Origin of the sequence: Tenacibaculum pelagium (assembly GCF_014062345.1) — a bacterium.
GTDB lineage: Bacteria > Bacteroidota > Bacteroidia > Flavobacteriales > Flavobacteriaceae > Polaribacter > Polaribacter pelagius.
The window spans coordinates 861702-878267 of sequence record NZ_JACGLS010000001.1 but is presented as its reverse complement, the minus strand read 5'-3'; the positions used below and the strand labels follow the sequence as shown (position 1 = coordinate 878267).

Genomic DNA, 16566 nt, shown 5'->3' with positions numbered 1-16566 from the left:
AAAAGAATGAAAACAAAAAAGCAACCTCAAATGAGATTGCTTTTTTAAATATGTTTTAAAGCTTTAATTAAGCATTTAAAGGTTTGCCATCCCAAGCAGCTTTAGCAGCTTCTTTTACTGCCTCAGAATATGTTGGGTGTCCATGACAGATACGAGCTAAATCTTCAGCAGAAGCTCTGTATTCCATTGCTACGGCAGCTTCCATAATTAAGTCAGCTACACGAGCACCTACCATGTGTACTCCTAAGATTTCATCTGTATTTTTATCAGCTAATACTTTTACAAAACCGTCTAAATCTCCACTAGCTCTAGAGCGTCCTAAAGCACGCATAGAGAATTTACCAGCTTTAAAGTCAACACCAGCATCTTTTAATTCTTGTTCTGTTTTACCAACAGCTGCCACTTCTGGCCAAGTATAAATAATTCCAGGAATTAAGTTATAATCAATATGAGGCTTTTGTCCTGCTAAATACTCAGCAACAACAACACCTTCTTCTTCTGCTTTATGCGCTAACATTGCTCCGCGAACAACATCACCAATGGCATAAATATTTGCTACGTTTGTTTGTAAATGGTCGTTTACTTCAACCATTCCACTCTCAGTAACTTTTACACCAGCTTTGTCTAAAGCCAATCCATCAGTATATGGACGGCGTCCTACAGATACTAAACAGTAATCACCGGTAAAAGTAACTTCCTCTCCTTTTTTGTTTGTAGCTTTAACAATAACTTCATCACCATTTCTTTCAACCGAAGTTACACCGTGATTTGCGTTAATCTTCATTCCTTGTTTCTTAAGTACCTTACTAAGCTCTTTAGAAACATCTTTATCCATTGTAGGTGTAATTGTAGGAGCGTATTCGATTACTGTTACATCAGCACCTAAACGCTTGTATACCGAACCTAATTCTAATCCGATAACTCCACCACCAATAACTAATAAGTGTTTTGGTACTTCTTTTAATTTTAAAGCTTCTGTAGAAGTAATTACTCGTTCTTTATCAATAGATATAAAAGGTAATGTTGATGGTTTAGAACCTGTAGCAATAACAATATTAGTACCTTCAATAATTTCAGAAGTACCATCATTTTTACTAATCTTTACGTGGGTAGCATCTTCAAAAGAACCTAAACCTTCGTAAACATCAATATTATTTTTATCCATTAAATATTTGATTCCTCCAGTGGTAGTTTCAACAACTTTATCTTTACGACCTACCATTTTACCAAAATCAAACGTAGGATTTTTCACAGAAATTCCGTGTTCGTCAAAATGCTTTATAGCGTCGTAAAAATGGTGAGAAGAATCTAATAATGCTTTTGAAGGAATACATCCAACATTTGTACATGTACCACCTAAAGTCGAGTATTTTTCGATAATAGCAACTTTAGAACCTAATTGAGAAGCTCTGATGGCAGCGATATATCCACCTGGTCCAGAACCAATAACGATTAAATCGTATTTCATCTGTTTTATATTTTGTATTTCAGAATTATAACTACAAAATTACACAATCTAGTTGACTTGGAATAAAGGTTTTTAGATTTGTTTTGGATGTAGAATGATAACCTAGATTTTTTTACTCTTTTGATTGAATTTATATTATTGATAAGATTTGTTTTACCTTTGAAAACTGTATGAAAACACTTTTAATAATTGGTTATGTTTGGATAGAAAAAACCACGGGTGCTGGTAACAGAATGTTACAGTTGATTGAGGTTTTTAAGAAACAAGGTTATGCTATAACCTTTGCAACTCCAGCTCAAAAAACAGAGAATTCAATTAATTTATTTTCATTGGGTATTAAAGAAGTTTCTATTGAATTAAATTCTTCTTCTTTTGATGAATTTATAAAAGACCTTAAGCCAAATATTGTGTTGTTCGATCGTTTTATGATGGAAGAACAATTTGGTTGGCGTGTAGCTGAAAACTCTCCTAAATCTTTACGAGTTTTAGATACAGAAGATTTACATTTTTTACGTAAAACACGTCATCAGCAATTAAAAAAAGGAGAGGAGTTTACAAATGAAGCCTTATTGCAATCAGACGATGCAAAAAGAGAAATTGCTGCTATTTTGCGTTGTGATTTAAGTTTAATTATTTCTAGTTACGAAGTAAAGTTACTAAAAGAGGTTTTTAAGATTGATGAAAAGTTGTTATGCCATCTTCCTTTTTTATTAAATGCAATTAATGAAAAAACTATTGCTGATTGGAAATCTTTTGAAGAACGAGAACACTTTGTGTTTATAGGAAACTTTTTTCACGCCCCTAATGTTGATGCTGTATTACAGTTAAAGTCTATTAGGAAGAGTATTCGAAAACAATTACCAAAAGCTGAAATACATATTTACGGCGCATACGCTACACAACAGATTCAACAATTGGATAAACCTCAAGAAGGTTTTATAGTAAAGGGTTTTGCTGAAGAAGCTATTGAAGTTGTAAAAAAAGCAAAAGTAGTTTTAGCTCCTCTACGATTTGGAGCAGGAATTAAAGGAAAACTAACCGAAGCTATGCTTTGTGGAACTCCTAGTGTAACTACTGTAATTGGAGCAGAAGGAATGCATACTGATTTACCTTGGAATGGTTTTGTAGAAGATAATTTAGAGGAGTTTGCTAACAAAGCAATTGAGCTATATACAAATGAAAATGTTTGGAAAGAAGCGCAAAAAAACGGAGTAAAAATTATTAATGAATTATATGATAAAGAAAAGTTAGAGCAACCATTTATAAATCAAATTAAAAACCTCCAAGAAAATTTAAATGCTCATAGAATTCAAAACTTCTTTGGAAGTTTATTGCAGCATCAAACATTACGAGCCATAAAATACATGAGTAAGTGGATAGAGGAAAAGAATAGAGGTTAATTCTTTAGAGGCTGATAATCTAATGGCAACATATTAGCAAATGCTTCAAAAGCCCAATAGCCTTCATTAAAAAATGAATCTGGTGCTAAAACTCCGGTTTTATCAATTATACTTTTACCATTTAATAAAACAATATTGGATGTTTGAACTTTTAAGGGTTCTCTTTTTTTACCAAATAGCCCCATAACATAATTTTCTTCTTCAGGCTCTTTTGTATAAATAACCATTAAATAATTTTTGAAGTTAAAAAAATGAAGTTCATTTTCAAAAGAGATCATATCTTTATAAAGAACATTTCTTTTATATAAGTAATTCCTGTATTTAGGTTTTCTACTTTTTTTAAGTGTTACTAAAGCACTATCTAAAGTAGTTTTTGGTGATGCTATTTGTCTAGAAAAGTCAATATTGTTTCCATACAACTTTACTAACTCTTTAGCTAATTTTATTTTTTCTTCTGAAGGTCTTTCAGGATTTAAAACTCGTTTAAATTGATTTACAACAAAACCTTCCTGTTTTATTTCTTTATCAATTAGACTTCTTAAAAAATGCATTTGAGAACCATTATATGCGTCTAATCTATTTTGTTTCCATTTTTTTCTAACAGATTTTTTAAGGTTTTTATATTGAGCATAACCGCTAAAAAATAATTGTTTATCTTTTATTGTGAAATCAACCAAATCATAGATGATTAAATATCCCAATCCATTGTGTTTTATTTTTAAAGGTTCTTTAGCAAAGGCAGTTAATGTGTTTGTTTTAGCATTATAATCAAAATGTAAATCCTTTTCGTTTAAAATTTTACATTCTTGAGCTAATTTTGATCTTCCTAAAAAGCTTTGTTTAAAACGTGCTAAATTGTATTTCCAATTCTCATCATACTTTGTTTTACTAAGAACAACTTCGTTTAACAGTGTGGTGTCTTCTTCAAGCTTAATAGTTAGAAATTCATTAGAACTCTTTATAGATACTTGCTTAGTTTTAAACCCTAAATAAGAAATTATCATTTTGTAGTTACTATTAGGAGCATTTAACTCGAAATACCCTTTACTATCAGTAATAGTTCCGATAGTAGTATTGTTAAAATACACAGAAGCTCCTTCTAAACTTTGATTATTTATGGAAGTAATTTTTCCTTTTACACTTATTTGAGAGAGGGTAGTGAGAGTAAAAGTAATAGCAAATAGAAATAAAATAAGTTCCTTTTTCATAAAAATAATTTTAGTAAAAATAGGAACTTATTTCATCGTTGAAAAAGAAGAAAAGTTAATTATTGTTAATTAACCCCGCACGTTTTAACAAAGCATCTGAGTTTGGTTTTTTGCCTCTAAAACGTTTGTATAGTTCCATTGGCTTTTCCGTTCCTCCTTTAGATAAAACATTGTTCTTAAACTTATCTGCTATTTCTTTATTAAAAATACCTTCTTCTAAGAAATATTCAAAAGCATCTGCATCTAAAACTTCTGCCCATTTATACGAATAATATCCAGCAGAATATCCTCCTTGAAAAATATGAGAAAAAGCAGTACTCATACAGTTTTCAGTCACATCAGGATATAATTGTGTATTAGCAAAAGCTTTTGTTTCAAATTCTTTTACAGAGGTAATTGAGTCAGGAGATTCGCTACCATGCCAACTCATATCTAACAAACCAAAACTTAATTGACGTAAGGTTTGCATTCCTTCATGAAAACTTGCTGATTCTTTTATTTTTTGTACATATTCCATCGGAATCATTTCACCAGTTTCATAGTGTTTTGCAAATAATTCTAATGCTTCTTTTTCATAACACCAATTTTCTAAAACCTGACTTGGTAATTCAACAAAATCCCAAGAAACAGAAGTTCCTGATAAACTTCCATAAGTTGTATTTGCTAACATTCCGTGTAATGCATGACCAAATTCATGGAATAGAGTAGTAACCTCATTAAAAGTTAATAATGAAGGCTTTGTTTCTGTAGGTTTGGTAAAGTTACAAACGATTGATACCTGTGGACGTTCATTAACTCCTTCTTTAACTTGTTGAGATTTATAAGAAGTCATCCACGCGCCATTTCGTTTTCCTGGTCTTGGATGAAAATCAGCATAGAAATAAGAAATAAACTCACCCTTATTGTTGGTTACCGAGTATGTTTTTACATCCTTATGATATTTATCAATCGTGTCAATTTCTTCAAATTGTAAATCAAACAGTTTACTAGAAATTTCAAAAACACCATCAATTACATTCTCTAACTTAAAATAAGGTTTCAGTAATTCTTGATCTAAACTAAATAATTCCTTTTTTAATTTTTCAGAATAATAGGCAGAATCCCATTTTAGTAATTGCTCAATTCCGTCTAATTTTTTCGCATAGTTTTCTAAATTTTCAAACTCTTTTTTAGCCGCAGGTTTTGCTTTTTCTAATAATTCATTTAAAAATTCTAATACTTTTTTAGGACTTTCAGCCATTCGTTCTTCTAAAACAAAATGTGCATGTGTTTTATAACCTAATAAATTTGCTCTTTTATGACGAAGGTTTACGATGTTTAAAACAATTTGCTCATTGTTAAAATCATTTTTTTGAAACCCTTTTTTACCCATAGCAATAGATAGTTTTTTTCGCAACTCTCTATTATCTGCATAGGTCATAAAAGGAATATAGCTTGGGTAATCTAAAGTTATTAGCCACCCTTCATGTCCTTTTTGTTGTGCCATTGATTTTGCAGCTTCTTTTGCACCTTCTGGTAATCCAGCTACATCTTCTTCGTTGGTTAATAAAAGCTCATAAGAATTGGTTTCAGCCAATACATTTTCACCAAACTGTAAAGATAATTTTGCTAATTCTGCATCTAATTTTCGTAACTCAGTTTTATCTTCATCATTTAGGTTAGCTCCATTTCTTGCAAAACCTTTGTATTGTTTATCTAACAACATGTTTTGCTCCGGAGTTAAGCTTAACGAATCTTTTTGATCGTAAACAACTTTTACTCTTTTAAATAAACCCTCATTTAAAATCATGTCGTTTTTAAATTCACTTAACCAAGGAGAAATTTCTTTTGCTATTTCTTGAATTTCTGAATTGGTTTCAGCAGAATTTAAATTGAAAAATATTGAAGTAACTCTATCTAATTTTTCACCAGTATAGTCTAATGCTTCTGTAGTATTCTGAAAAGTAGGGGTGTCAGTACTTTCTGCAATAGCATTTATTTCTTCTTTCGCTAATTCAATAGCTTTTTTAATCGCTGGTTTATAATGTTCTGAAGTTATTTTAGAAAAAGGAGCGGTATTAAAATCTTGTAATAAAGGATTCTTAGTCATGAAAAATCAATTTAGAATTACCAAAACCCCACATAAAGTGAGGTTTTGAATTATATATTTTACTAAAATAGTTATTTTCTTACTCTCTCAGAAGCTTTTTCAACTTTCAGTTTTAAACCTTCTTTATATGCGATTATTTTATCTAACACACATTTATCTGATGCACCTATTATTTGGGCTGCTAAAATCCCTGCGTTTTTTGCACCGTCTAAAGCAACAGTAGCTACAGGAACACCTCCAGGCATTTGTAAAATAGATAAAACAGAATCCCAACCATCAATAGAATTTCTACTTTTTACAGGTACACCGATTATTGGTAGCGGACTCATACTTGCTACCATTCCAGGTAAATGCGCAGCTCCGCCAGCACCAGCAATAATTACTTTTATTCCGCGTTTATGAGCATTTTTAGAGTAGTCAACTAATTTTTCTGGAGTTCTATGAGCAGAAACAATATCTACTTCTATTTGAATATCCATACTCTCTAAAATATCAATTGCTTCTTGCATTATTGGAAGATCTGAATCACTTCCCATTATAATTCCTACCATAATTATTTACTAATTACTTTAATCGTTTCTTTTACTTGTTGAGCGATTTTTCTCGCTTCATTAATATCTTTATTCACAATAGTTACGTGTCCCATTTTACGAAAAGGTTTTGTTGTTTTCTTTCCATAAATGTGTGGCGTTACACCGTCAATTTTTAAAATTTCTTCAATGTTCTCATAATGAACATCACCTGTGTAACCTTCTGTTCCTACTAAGTTTACCATGATTCCAGCAAGTTTACTTTCGGTGTTTCCTAGCGGAAGGTTTAAAATACTACGTAAGTGTTGTTCGAATTGATTCGTATAACTTGCTTCGATTGAATAATGCCCTGAATTATGAGTTCTTGGAGCAACTTCGTTTACTAATATTTTGTCATCTACTGTTTGAAACATTTCTACAGCTAGTAAACCTACAAAATCCAAGTCGCTAACAACTTTTAATGCAATTTCTCTTGCTTTTTCAGCTACTTGAGAATCTATTCTAGCAGGGCAAATTACATATTCTACCTGATTAGCTTCTGGATGAAATTCCATTTCAACTACTGGGTAAGTTTTTACTTTACCATCAGTGTTTCTGGCAACAATTACAGCTAACTCGTTTTTAAAAGGAATTAGTTTTTCGGCTATACATTCTCCATCAGGTAATGATTGTAAGTCGTTATAGTTTCTAACAACTTTTACACCTGTACCATCATAACCAAATTGAGCCGATTTCCACACGAATGGAAACTCAATAATATCGTTTTCATACGAATGTTTTAGCTCTTCTAAATATGCATAGTGATTAAACTCAGCTGTTGGGATATTGTTATCAGTGTAAAAATGTTTCTGTCGTGCTTTATTCTGAATTATTCTTAAACTAGATGGTTTCGGATAAATAGTTAAACCTTCTTTTTCTAGCTTGTCTAAAGCGTCGATGTTTACATTTTCTATTTCAATAGTTAGTAAATCTACTTTTTTACCAAAGTTGTAAACAGTATCGAAATCTAATAAATCTCCTTGATGAAATTCATTACAAATTTGTGAACAAGGAGCTTCAGAGTTTCCGTCTAAAATAACGGTGTAAATATCTAGTTTTTGTGTTTCGGTAAGTAGCATTCTTCCTAATTGACCGCCACCGAGAACGCCCAATTTAAAATCTGAAGAAAAGTAATTTTTCAAGATTAATTGTTTTTGTGTGTTGTTGTTAGCACAAAAATAAGAATCTTTTATCGGAAACTAAGTTAGAATTATCGGGTAATTTGCAATGAAGTCTGGCTTATTTCTCGAACGGTGTATTCTAAAGCAAAACAAGTGTTATCATTCTTACATTGCCCTTCATTATTAACAGGACATCCACTTAGAGAATTATACCTGACATCATCACAAGAGCATTTTAAGAAAAGTCCATCAAAAGTCATAGGTGAGTTGCAGTTTCTTTCAGGGCATTGTAAATCAAAAGCTTTATATTTTGGTGTAGTACCTCTATGGATAATTAAGATATTTCTACCACCTTCATTGGTGATAACATGGTTTCCAGGCGTTAAAATAGCATTAAACTCAGGATTGCTTAAATCTACAAGCTCATCAAAACTAAGATTAGAAAAACAATTATTTACAAGAGTGTTATCACTACAGCTAAACGATATTAAAATAATGATTAATAAAAAGACCTTTTTCATATTGATGCTAAATTGAGTTATAATGATAAACGCAACGAATTTACAAATATTTTGTACATTTGTAAGACAATCTCATACCTAACGGCGTGAGATTTTTAAATTTAAGAAGTTATGAGTAAAGTATCATATTATACAGCAGAAGGACTAAAGAAACTAAAAGAAGAGTTATCGCATTTAGAGCATGTTGAAAGACCAAGAGTATCTCAAGAAATTGGTGAAGCGATAGATAAAGGAGATTTAAGTGAAAATGCAGAATATCATGCTGCAAAAGAAGAACAATCGTTGTTAGAAACGAAGATTGCAAAACTTAAAAATGTAGTTGCGAACGCACGTATTATTGATGAGAGTCAGTTAGATACTTCTAAAATACTAATTCATTCTATCGTAAAAATAAAAAATACAGCTAATGGTATGGAGTTTACTTATACTTTAGTTGCTGATTCTGAAACAGATATTAGAAACGGTAAGCTATCAGTAAATTCACCAATAGGTAAAGGTTTACTTGGTAAAAAAGTAGGAGAGATTGCTGAAATTCAAGTTCCAAGTGGAATTATGAAATTTGAGATTGTTAATATTTCTCGTTAATACGATTAAAATATTTATTGATTAAAGCGTTGCAGAAGCAACGCTTTTTTTATTTTTACTGAAGACTAAAAGAAAAGACATGGCAAGTATTTTTACGAAGATTGTAAATGGTGAAATTCCATCTTATAAAATAGCAGAAGATGAAAATTATTATGCGTTTTTAGATATCAATCCGAATGCGAAAGGACATACGTTGGTGATACCAAAAAGAGAAGAAAATAAATTATTTGATTTATCTGAAGAAGAGTATAGCGGGTTAATGTCTTTTTCATATCGAGTAGCTAAAGCAATAGAGAAAACAATTACTTGCGAGCGTGTTGGTATGAGTGTAGTAGGTTTAGAAGTACCGCATGTACATGTGCATTTAATTCCTATAAATACTATGGCTGATATGCAATTTATAAAAAAGGTTAAGTTAACTAATGAGGAGTTTGTTGCTTTGGCTAATGGTATAGCTAGTAATTTTAAGTAGAGTTTTTTTATAATGAAGTTTAGTAAATTAGTTTTCTTATTAATGATTATGAACTTCTATTCATGTTCATCTGATATATATAGAATAAAAGAATATACAGCAAGTTTTGAGAAAATTAATGAATTCATAATTAGTAAATCATTAAAAGAAGGTAATGTTTTTAGAATAGTAAAGAAGAATCATTTTGCTATTTTTAAGAAAGCTGTGAAAGGTTCAAAGTTATGTTCAATTAATTATTTTCCAAAACTAGGAATTGTATATAAGTTTCAGTGTAATAATAATAGTAAAGATAATTTTATAGATAGTGATGATAAGTTCTATTTAATAAAAATTTTAGACGAAGAAGCAATTTTATTAGAATACCCTCAGTTTTTGGACTATTGTAAAAGACCAATTAAATTGAATGATAATTGGTTTTTAATAGAACAGAATATAACTTATGATTAAACCTTCTCTAACTGAATTTCGAAAGTAGTTCCTTTGCCTAATTCAGATTTTTTTACAAATATTTTACCTTTATGGTAATCTTCAATAATTCTTTTAGAAAGCGATAAACCTAAACCCCAGCCACGTTTTTTAGTGGTGAATCCAGGAGTGAAGATTTGTTTAAACTGAGATTTTGCAATCCCTTTTCCAGTATCAGAAACATTAATTTTTATATGTTTTGGTGTTTCTTGAATTTGTAAAGAAATACTTCCTTTTCCCTGCATAGCATCGATTGCATTTTTTACCAAATTTTCAATAACCCAACCATACAATTCGGTGTTTATATTGCTGTTTAATTCACTTTTAGAAGTGGTAAATGAAAACGTAACTCTTTTAGAACTTCTTGATTGTAAATAATTAAAAGCACTTTTGGTTATATCAACAATGTTTTGTTGTTCTAGTTTTGGAACTGAACCTATTTTAGAAAATCGGTTGGCTATGGTACTTAATCGATCAACATCCTTTTCGATTTCTACAATATATTCTTCATTTACATTCTCAGATCTTAAAATAGCAATCCAACCTAATAAAGAAGATAGTGGAGTTCCTATTTGATGAGCTGTTTCTTTAGCCATTCCTGTCCATAACTTATTTTGTTCCGCAACTTTACTTGATTTGTACATCATATAAGCAATGGTTAAAAACAAGGCTAAAATTAATAATAAGGCTAAAGGATAATACTTGAGTTTATATAGTAAATCTGAGTTTCGATAATAAAGATATTGAGTAACTCCAAAGTATTCAATTTCGATAGGTTCATTTTGAGCTTTCATTATATTTAATTGCTCCTGAAGGTATTTAGGATTTGTAGCTTTAAGAGAATCTATATTCCTATGTAAATCAATAGTGCCATTTTTGTTTACTAAAATAGTTGGAGTATCTTCAATCGTTTGATAAACCTTGTTGATTAAGTTGGTGTTCTCGTTTAAGTCAGAATTTGAAGCTAGTTCTTTAAAAGCAGCAGCGAAAATTTCTATTTTACCCCTTTCTTCTTGTTTAAATTTTTGAAAGAATATATAGGTGTTCCATAAAATGAATGAAACAATTAATAAGGATATAATAATAGCAATCCGTTTTATCCAATAAGTATTCTTAAAAAATGTCATTAGTCAAATATAAACTATTCTGTACAATAACTTATTTTGTAAAACCGTAGTATATTTACATTAAAATAATAGAGTATGTTATCACTTGATCCAAAAGATTTACCTGTTGGAAAATTACATGGTTATTTATTAGGAGCTATTGCTCCAAGACCAATTGCTTTTGCTAGTACGATAGATTCAGATGGGAACCCAAACTTGTCTCCATTTAGTTTCTTTAACGTATTTGGAGCGAATCCACCAATGATGATTTTTTCTCCAGCACGAAGTGTACGAGGAAATAAAACGAAGCATACATTAGATAATGCAGAGGATACAAGAGAGGTGGTAATTAATGTAGTGAATTACGATATTGTACAGCAAATGTCGTTAAGTAGCACTATGTATCCAAAAGGAGTTAATGAGTTTGAAAAAGCAGGATTAACAATGTTACCTTCAGATAAAGTAAAACCTTTTAGAGTAGCAGAATCACCAGTGCAATTTGAGTGTAAAGTAACCGATATTATTTATACAGGAACTGAAGGAGGAGCTGGGAATTTAATTGTTTGCGAAGTTGTTAAGTTACATATTAACGAAGCTATTATTGCTGAAGATGGAAGCATAGATCAATATAAAATTGATTTAGTGGCGAGAGCAGGAGGTAGTTTTTATTCGAGAGCACGCAATGGGTTTTTCGAAATACCAAAGCCAATCTCGACGTTAGGAATGGGAGTAGACAGTATTCCACATGAAATTAAAAATAGTACTGTTTTAACAGGGAATAATTTAGGAATGTTAGGAAATGTTGAAGAGCTTCCAGGTCAAGAAGTTGTTGATAACTTTGCGAAAGAACATCCAGAATATGTTTCGCTTTCAACTGAAAAAAAACATACATTTGCACAAGAGTATTTAAAGAATAATGATGTAGAAAGTGCTTGGAAAGTACTTTTAATTAAATAGTTAAGAATATGGAAGTTATTGGGAAGATTAAATTAATTAACGAAACACAAACGTTTGGTGCTAGTGGATTTAGAAAACGCGAAATGGTAGTTACTACTGATGAGCAATATCCACAAATGATTATGATTGAGTTTGTACAGGATAAATGTGATATTTTAAATAATTATGCTGTTGGACAAGACGTAAAGGTTTCGATCAATTTAAGAGGTAGAGAATGGATTAACCCAGAAGGTGTTGCAAAGTACTTTAACTCTGTACAAGGATGGAGAATTGAGAACTTATCTCAAGCGGCTCCTCAAAACATGCCACCAGTTGATCAATTTCAACCAGCTCCAGATTTATCTGCTAACGAGCCAGACGATTTACCTTTCTAGTAAAAGGGAAATTTATAAAACAAAAAAGAGAGCAATTTGCTCTCTTTTTTTATTTTGCGGAAATACACACTTTTTTCTGCGGATATCCCCTTTTTAGATCTATTTGTTCAATGTAGATTTGTAGTATCATCGACCAGTTTAGTCGCTGGAAGAGGAATTTAAGGGGAAAAATAAAACCTTCTGATTTTTATCAGAAGGTTTTTTATTTATAGTAAGTATAATATCTTTTTATTTTTCCTTTTTAGGCATTGGTCCACGAAGTTGAATTATCAGTCCATTTAAAAAGTTTCTTAAAAACTGATCGCCACATTCCATATATTTCGGATGATCTTCTTTTCTAAAGATAGCACCTAGTTCACTTTTAGTAACTTTAAAGTCTACCAATTTACAAATATCAATAATATCCGTATCACGTAATTTATGTGCTACTCTTAATTTTTTAAAAACATCGTTGTTTGTTAATCCCATATTCGTAAATATAATTGATTTAGTTAACTACTGAAAATATTGCCCAGGCATAAATAGCAAAACGCACAAAACGAAATAGCCCTACTAGAACCACATTTTTAAACGGATACTTAATCATACCAGCTGTTAAGCAACTAATAGCAAAAGGTAATGGTAATAAAGCTCCTACTAGAATTAAAAAACCACCCCATTTACTGGTGTTTTTTAAATTCTTAGCCATTTTTACTTCTAGGTAGTTCTTTACAGAGTTAATCTTTAAAGAAGCTCTACCAATAAAATAAGCTGTTAATCCGCCTAAGTATGATAAAGTTGCCAAAATTGCAAGATTTAAAATAGGATCAGCTGTCTTTTTAGACCAAGCAATAAAAATCTCTGGCGGAATTAACCCTAAAATAGTTTCAGAGATAAAGAAAGTGATTAAAACTCCTACTCTCGAAAAAGTTTCAGTCATAGCCGTTAAACCATCATTAATATTGTAAACATATTTGTTAAACAAAATTAACCCTACAACTACGGCTACTATTGGCCAAAAAGCTTTTTTAAGACTTTCCCAAATGAACATATAAAACCCTGTGCGTTTGTAATAATTATGCAAACGTTTATGATGAGGTTTGTCTATTCTCTTTTTATTTTTCTTAATTTTTTTACTCATTGCTAAAAAACTTCCGTTTTTTGGAACTGCAAAAATACAAGGTAAATAGAAAATACACTAATAATAAAGTGTGAATTATAATTTAGCAATGGCAGCTTCTGCACATCGCTCTCCATCCATAGCAGCAGAAATAATTCCACCAGCATAACCACCACCTTCGCCACAAGGAAATAATCCTTCAATTTGTGGATGCTCTAAGTTTTCTTTTCTAGGAATATTTACAGGTGATGAGGTACGAGATTCAACACCTATAATATTAGCTTCAGCAGTATAATATCCGTGCATTTTTTTACCAAATGCAGCAAATCCTTTACGTAATCTACTACCAATTAATTTTGGAAGTAATGAGTGCATTGGAGAAGAGTTTAGCCCTGGTTGATAAGAGGTTTCATTTAAAGATAAAGATAATCGTCCTTCTACAAAATCAGTTAAACGTTGGGCAGGAGCTACTTGGCTTCTACCTCCAGCATTAAAAGCTAATTTTTCTAAATCCTTTTGATATTGGAGTCCTTTTAATACTCCATGTTTTTCATATTTAGGAATGTCTTTATCTACATTAATTTCAACAACAATTCCAGAATTAGCAAATTTGTTATTACGACGAGAAGGAGACATTCCATTTACAACAACTTCTCCGTTTGCAGTTGCAGCAGGAACTATAAATCCACCTGGGCACATACAAAAAGAATAGACTCCGCGATTGCCAACTTGGTGCACCAAGCTATAAGCTGCAGCTGGTAACAATTCATCTCTTTCTCCTGAACAACTATATTGAATTTGATCTATAATTTGTTGAGGGTGCTCTACACGAACTCCCATAGCAAATGATTTTGCTTTTAGTAAAATATCTTTTCTATGTAATAGTTCATAGATATCTCTAGCTGAATGCCCAGTAGCTAAAATCACGGAATTCACGGTCATTTCGGTTCCGTTTTGTAATTGTATTGCTTGTAGTTTATTGTTTTTAATTACAAAATCAGTAACACGAGTATCAAAATGAATTTCACCTCCGTATTTTAAAATGTTCTCGCGAATGTTTTGAATAATTTTCGGCAATTTATTCGTCCCAATATGTGGATGCGCATCAATTAAAATTTGTTCGGTAGCTCCATGATACACTAGGTTTTCAAATATTCTACGAACATCACCACGTTTTAAACTACGTGTATATAATTTTCCGTCTGAATAGGTTCCTGCACCACCTTCACCAAAACAATAATTAGAATCTTCATTAACATCGTGAAATTGGTTGATTGCACGTAAATCTCTACGACGATCTTGCACATTTTTACCACGTTCTAAAACAATAGGTTTGTAACCTAATTCGATACAACGAAGGGCTGCGTACATACCAGCAGGACCAAAACCAACGATATGAATCTCTTTGGCATTAGATACATCTTTGTATTCAAATATATAATCTGGTGTGTCAGGAATTGGTTCGTTTATATAAACAGCAACCTTGTAGTTAAAAACAACGTCTTTTTTACGAGCATCAATAGATTTACGAAGTACTTTAATAGCAGTAATATCAGCAAATGATATTCCTAACTTTTTAGAAGCTTTCTTTTTTAAGATATCTTCTTTCTTTTCTTCTATTAAATTTACACGTAGTTGAAGTTCTTTTACCATGCTGCAAAGCTAGGTAATTTTGATGTATTCGTTATGAGAGATTTTAAATAGTAAGAGGTTAGTATGATTTGTTTATTTTAGCGAAACAAACTTTGTTTTATGAAGATTACTCAGGTTATTGAAAACGTATTTAAAAAATACTTACCATCACCTTTTACAATCGCGATTCTACTTACTTTAACCACATTAATTTTAGCTTTAATTTTTACGAAACCTATTGATGTTTCAATCGGAGCTTATTCTTTAGATGTTTTAAAGTTTTGGGAAAACGGAATTTGGTCTAATGGGTTGTTGGTATTCGCCTATCAAATGATGTTAATATTGGTTTTAGGGCATGTATTAGTGTTAAGTAAACCTGTGAGTAATTTAATTTTAAGAGTAACGAAGTATTGCACCAATACGGCGAATAGTGCAGCTATAGTAAGTTGTACTACGATGCTTGTTGCTTTTTTTAATTGGGGACTAGGTTTAATCTTCGGAGCTTTATTAGCTCGTAAAGTAGCTGAGCACGCACAAAAGAATAATATAAAATTGAATTACCCTATTATTGGAGCTGCTGGATATGTAGGTTTAATGGTGTGGCATGGAGGGATTTCAGGTTCTGCACCGATAAAAATTAATGAAAGCGGACATGTTAAAAGTATTATGCAATCCGTTTCTTCAGAAGGGATTTTATCTAAAATTCCTAATGTGATTGATTATTCTCAAACAGTTTTAAGTTGGTGGAATTTATTAATTTTTGTTGTAGTAGTTATAGCGATAACTACTACGTTTTATTTATTAGGAAAGAAAGCGATACCGACTACAATAAATTTACCAGAATATAGATTGAATAACAAAGAGGAAGTTAATACTCAAGCTGAAAAATTAGATAGTTCTAAAATATTAGCATTTATTTTTGGAGCATTAATTTTGGTGGCTTTTAGTTACAGATATTGGGGAGATATTCAGCAATTAAAAATGACACCTAATTTAATAAACTTCTTTATGTTAGGATTAGGAATTATACTTCATGGTAGTTTTAAAAAGTTTACCAATGCGGTGGGAGAATCGATAAGTGATGTTTCCGGAATTTTAATTCAGTTTCCGTTGTATTTCGGAATAATGGGAATTATGAAAAGTACAGGTATGGTTACCTTAATTTCTGATTTTTTCGTATCCGTATCAACTGCAACAACTTTACCTATTTTTACTTTTTTTAGTGCAGGATTGGTAAATATTTTTGTTCCGAGTGGAGGAGGGCAATGGGTAGTGCAAGGGCCAATTGTAGTAGAAAGTGCTTTGCAATTAGGAGTGCCATTACCTAAAGCAATTATGGCGTTGGCTTACGGAGATCAAGTAACTAATATGCTACAACCATTTTGGGCTTTACCACTGTTAGGGATTACGAAGCTAAAAGCTAAAGAAATATTGCCTTATACTTTAATAGCAATGGTTGTTGGTAGTGCTGTTTATCTTTTAGGTTTACTACTTTTTTGA

General features: G+C 31.3%; 17 protein-coding genes. 7 read left to right on the top strand and 10 right to left on the bottom strand.

Features of this window, described 5'->3' with window-relative positions; all coding sequences use genetic code 11:
* Positions 1-67 precede the first annotated feature (67 nt).
* Positions 68-1468 (bottom strand): dihydrolipoyl dehydrogenase, encoded by a 1401-nt coding sequence (lpdA, locus tag H3Z83_RS04205; RefSeq protein WP_182124211.1) that lies wholly within the window; start codon positions 1466-1468, stop codon positions 68-70.
* A gap of 170 nt (positions 1469-1638) precedes the next feature.
* Between lpdA and H3Z83_RS04200 the strand changes: the two genes are divergently transcribed.
* Positions 1639-2868: a glycosyltransferase family 4 protein gene (locus tag H3Z83_RS04200; protein ID WP_182124210.1), complete on the top strand. Its 1230-nt coding sequence runs from the start codon at positions 1639-1641 to the stop codon at positions 2866-2868.
* Here the strand turns inward: H3Z83_RS04200 and H3Z83_RS04195 are convergent.
* The 5 genes from H3Z83_RS04195 to H3Z83_RS04175 all read right to left on the bottom strand — a co-directional run bounded on the left by H3Z83_RS04195 (position 2865) and on the right by H3Z83_RS04175 (position 8376).
* On the bottom strand, positions 2865-4076 hold the full coding sequence (locus H3Z83_RS04195) for a carboxypeptidase-like regulatory domain-containing protein (RefSeq protein ID WP_182124209.1): 1212 nt from the start codon (positions 4074-4076) through the stop codon (positions 2865-2867). The genes H3Z83_RS04200 and H3Z83_RS04195 overlap by 4 nt on opposite strands.
* 55 nt (positions 4077-4131) lie before the next feature.
* Positions 4132-6165 carry a M3 family metallopeptidase gene (locus H3Z83_RS04190; protein WP_182124208.1) on the bottom strand — a complete coding sequence of 678 codons (2034 nt, stop codon included), beginning with the start codon at positions 6163-6165 and terminating at the stop codon, positions 4132-4134.
* Between the two features lie 71 nt (positions 6166-6236).
* On the bottom strand, positions 6237-6716 hold the full coding sequence (gene purE / locus H3Z83_RS04185) for a 5-(carboxyamino)imidazole ribonucleotide mutase (protein WP_182124207.1): 480 nt from the start codon (positions 6714-6716) through the stop codon (positions 6237-6239).
* Positions 6717-6718: 2 nt separating this feature from the next.
* Entirely contained in the window at positions 6719-7876 is a 1158-nt protein-coding gene (locus H3Z83_RS04180) for a 5-(carboxyamino)imidazole ribonucleotide synthase (RefSeq protein WP_182124206.1), read from the bottom strand.
* Positions 7877-7944: 68 nt separating this feature from the next.
* Positions 7945-8376, bottom strand: a complete 432-nt coding sequence (locus tag H3Z83_RS04175; protein WP_182124205.1) for a phosphoribosylaminoimidazole carboxylase — start codon at positions 8374-8376, stop codon at positions 7945-7947.
* A gap of 111 nt (positions 8377-8487) precedes the next feature.
* On the opposite strand from H3Z83_RS04175, the gene greA reads away from it, so the two are divergent.
* The 3 genes from greA (at position 8488) to H3Z83_RS04160 (ending at position 9880) form a co-directional block, all read left to right on the top strand.
* On the top strand, positions 8488-8961 hold the full coding sequence (gene greA, locus H3Z83_RS04170) for a transcription elongation factor GreA (protein ID WP_182124204.1): 474 nt from the start codon (positions 8488-8490) through the stop codon (positions 8959-8961).
* Positions 8962-9040: 79 nt separating this feature from the next.
* Entirely contained in the window at positions 9041-9433 is a 393-nt protein-coding gene (locus H3Z83_RS04165) for an HIT family protein (protein ID WP_182124203.1), read from the top strand.
* Between the two features lie 12 nt (positions 9434-9445).
* Positions 9446-9880 (top strand): hypothetical protein, encoded by a 435-nt coding sequence (locus tag H3Z83_RS04160; RefSeq protein ID WP_182124202.1) that lies wholly within the window; start codon positions 9446-9448, stop codon positions 9878-9880.
* Here the strand turns inward: H3Z83_RS04160 and H3Z83_RS04155 are convergent.
* Positions 9877-11025, bottom strand: coding sequence for a sensor histidine kinase (locus H3Z83_RS04155; protein ID WP_182124201.1), 1149 nt, complete (start codon positions 11023-11025; stop codon positions 9877-9879). The genes H3Z83_RS04160 and H3Z83_RS04155 overlap by 4 nt on opposite strands.
* A gap of 75 nt (positions 11026-11100) precedes the next feature.
* Between H3Z83_RS04155 and H3Z83_RS04150 the strand changes: the two genes are divergently transcribed.
* Positions 11101-11961, top strand: coding sequence for a flavin reductase family protein (locus tag H3Z83_RS04150; RefSeq protein WP_182124200.1), 861 nt, complete (start codon positions 11101-11103; stop codon positions 11959-11961).
* 8 nt (positions 11962-11969) lie between these two features.
* Positions 11970-12335: a DUF3127 domain-containing protein gene (locus H3Z83_RS04145; protein ID WP_182124199.1), complete on the top strand. Its 366-nt coding sequence runs from the start codon at positions 11970-11972 to the stop codon at positions 12333-12335.
* Positions 12336-12563: 228 nt separating this feature from the next.
* Here H3Z83_RS04145 and H3Z83_RS04140 read toward each other — a convergent pair whose 3' ends face one another.
* From H3Z83_RS04140 to H3Z83_RS04130, 3 genes are all read right to left on the bottom strand, one after another.
* Positions 12564-12803, bottom strand: coding sequence for a DUF1456 family protein (locus H3Z83_RS04140; protein ID WP_182124198.1), 240 nt, complete (start codon positions 12801-12803; stop codon positions 12564-12566).
* 19 nt (positions 12804-12822) lie between these two features.
* Positions 12823-13455 carry a YqaA family protein gene (locus H3Z83_RS04135; RefSeq protein ID WP_182124197.1) on the bottom strand — a complete coding sequence of 211 codons (633 nt, stop codon included), beginning with the start codon at positions 13453-13455 and terminating at the stop codon, positions 12823-12825.
* Positions 13456-13530: 75 nt separating this feature from the next.
* A complete protein-coding gene (locus tag H3Z83_RS04130; protein ID WP_182124196.1) occupies positions 13531-15087 on the bottom strand; it encodes an NAD(P)/FAD-dependent oxidoreductase in 1557 nt (518 codons plus the stop codon).
* 99 nt (positions 15088-15186) lie between these two features.
* Here H3Z83_RS04130 and H3Z83_RS04125 point away from each other — a divergent pair, with 99 nt between their 5' ends.
* Positions 15187-16566, top strand: coding sequence for a short-chain fatty acid transporter (locus H3Z83_RS04125; RefSeq protein WP_182124195.1), 1380 nt, complete (start codon positions 15187-15189; stop codon positions 16564-16566).

What these genes read in the sequence shown, in the direction of transcription:
- lpdA (WP_182124211.1), bottom strand. Translation starts at nt 1,468, where the DNA reads ATGAAATACGATTTAATCGTTATTGGTTCTGGACCAGGTGGATATATC.
- H3Z83_RS04200 (WP_182124210.1), top strand. Translation starts at nt 1,639, where the DNA reads ATGAAAACACTTTTAATAATTGGTTATGTTTGGATAGAAAAAACCACG.
- H3Z83_RS04195 (WP_182124209.1), bottom strand. Translation starts at nt 4,076, where the DNA reads ATGAAAAAGGAACTTATTTTATTTCTATTTGCTATTACTTTTACTCTC.
- H3Z83_RS04190 (WP_182124208.1), bottom strand. Translation starts at nt 6,165, where the DNA reads ATGACTAAGAATCCTTTATTACAAGATTTTAATACCGCTCCTTTTTCT.
- purE (WP_182124207.1), bottom strand. Translation starts at nt 6,716, where the DNA reads ATGGTAGGAATTATAATGGGAAGTGATTCAGATCTTCCAATAATGCAA.
- H3Z83_RS04175 (WP_182124205.1), bottom strand. Translation starts at nt 8,376, where the DNA reads ATGAAAAAGGTCTTTTTATTAATCATTATTTTAATATCGTTTAGCTGT.
- greA (WP_182124204.1), top strand. Translation starts at nt 8,488, where the DNA reads ATGAGTAAAGTATCATATTATACAGCAGAAGGACTAAAGAAACTAAAA.
- H3Z83_RS04165 (WP_182124203.1), top strand. Translation starts at nt 9,041, where the DNA reads ATGGCAAGTATTTTTACGAAGATTGTAAATGGTGAAATTCCATCTTAT.
- H3Z83_RS04160 (WP_182124202.1), top strand. Translation starts at nt 9,446, where the DNA reads ATGAAGTTTAGTAAATTAGTTTTCTTATTAATGATTATGAACTTCTAT.
- H3Z83_RS04155 (WP_182124201.1), bottom strand. Translation starts at nt 11,025, where the DNA reads ATGACATTTTTTAAGAATACTTATTGGATAAAACGGATTGCTATTATT.
- H3Z83_RS04150 (WP_182124200.1), top strand. Translation starts at nt 11,101, where the DNA reads ATGTTATCACTTGATCCAAAAGATTTACCTGTTGGAAAATTACATGGT.
- H3Z83_RS04145 (WP_182124199.1), top strand. Translation starts at nt 11,970, where the DNA reads ATGGAAGTTATTGGGAAGATTAAATTAATTAACGAAACACAAACGTTT.
- H3Z83_RS04140 (WP_182124198.1), bottom strand. Translation starts at nt 12,803, where the DNA reads ATGGGATTAACAAACAACGATGTTTTTAAAAAATTAAGAGTAGCACAT.
- H3Z83_RS04135 (WP_182124197.1), bottom strand. Translation starts at nt 13,455, where the DNA reads ATGAGTAAAAAAATTAAGAAAAATAAAAAGAGAATAGACAAACCTCAT.
- H3Z83_RS04130 (WP_182124196.1), bottom strand. Translation starts at nt 15,087, where the DNA reads ATGGTAAAAGAACTTCAACTACGTGTAAATTTAATAGAAGAAAAGAAA.
- H3Z83_RS04125 (WP_182124195.1), top strand. Translation starts at nt 15,187, where the DNA reads ATGAAGATTACTCAGGTTATTGAAAACGTATTTAAAAAATACTTACCA.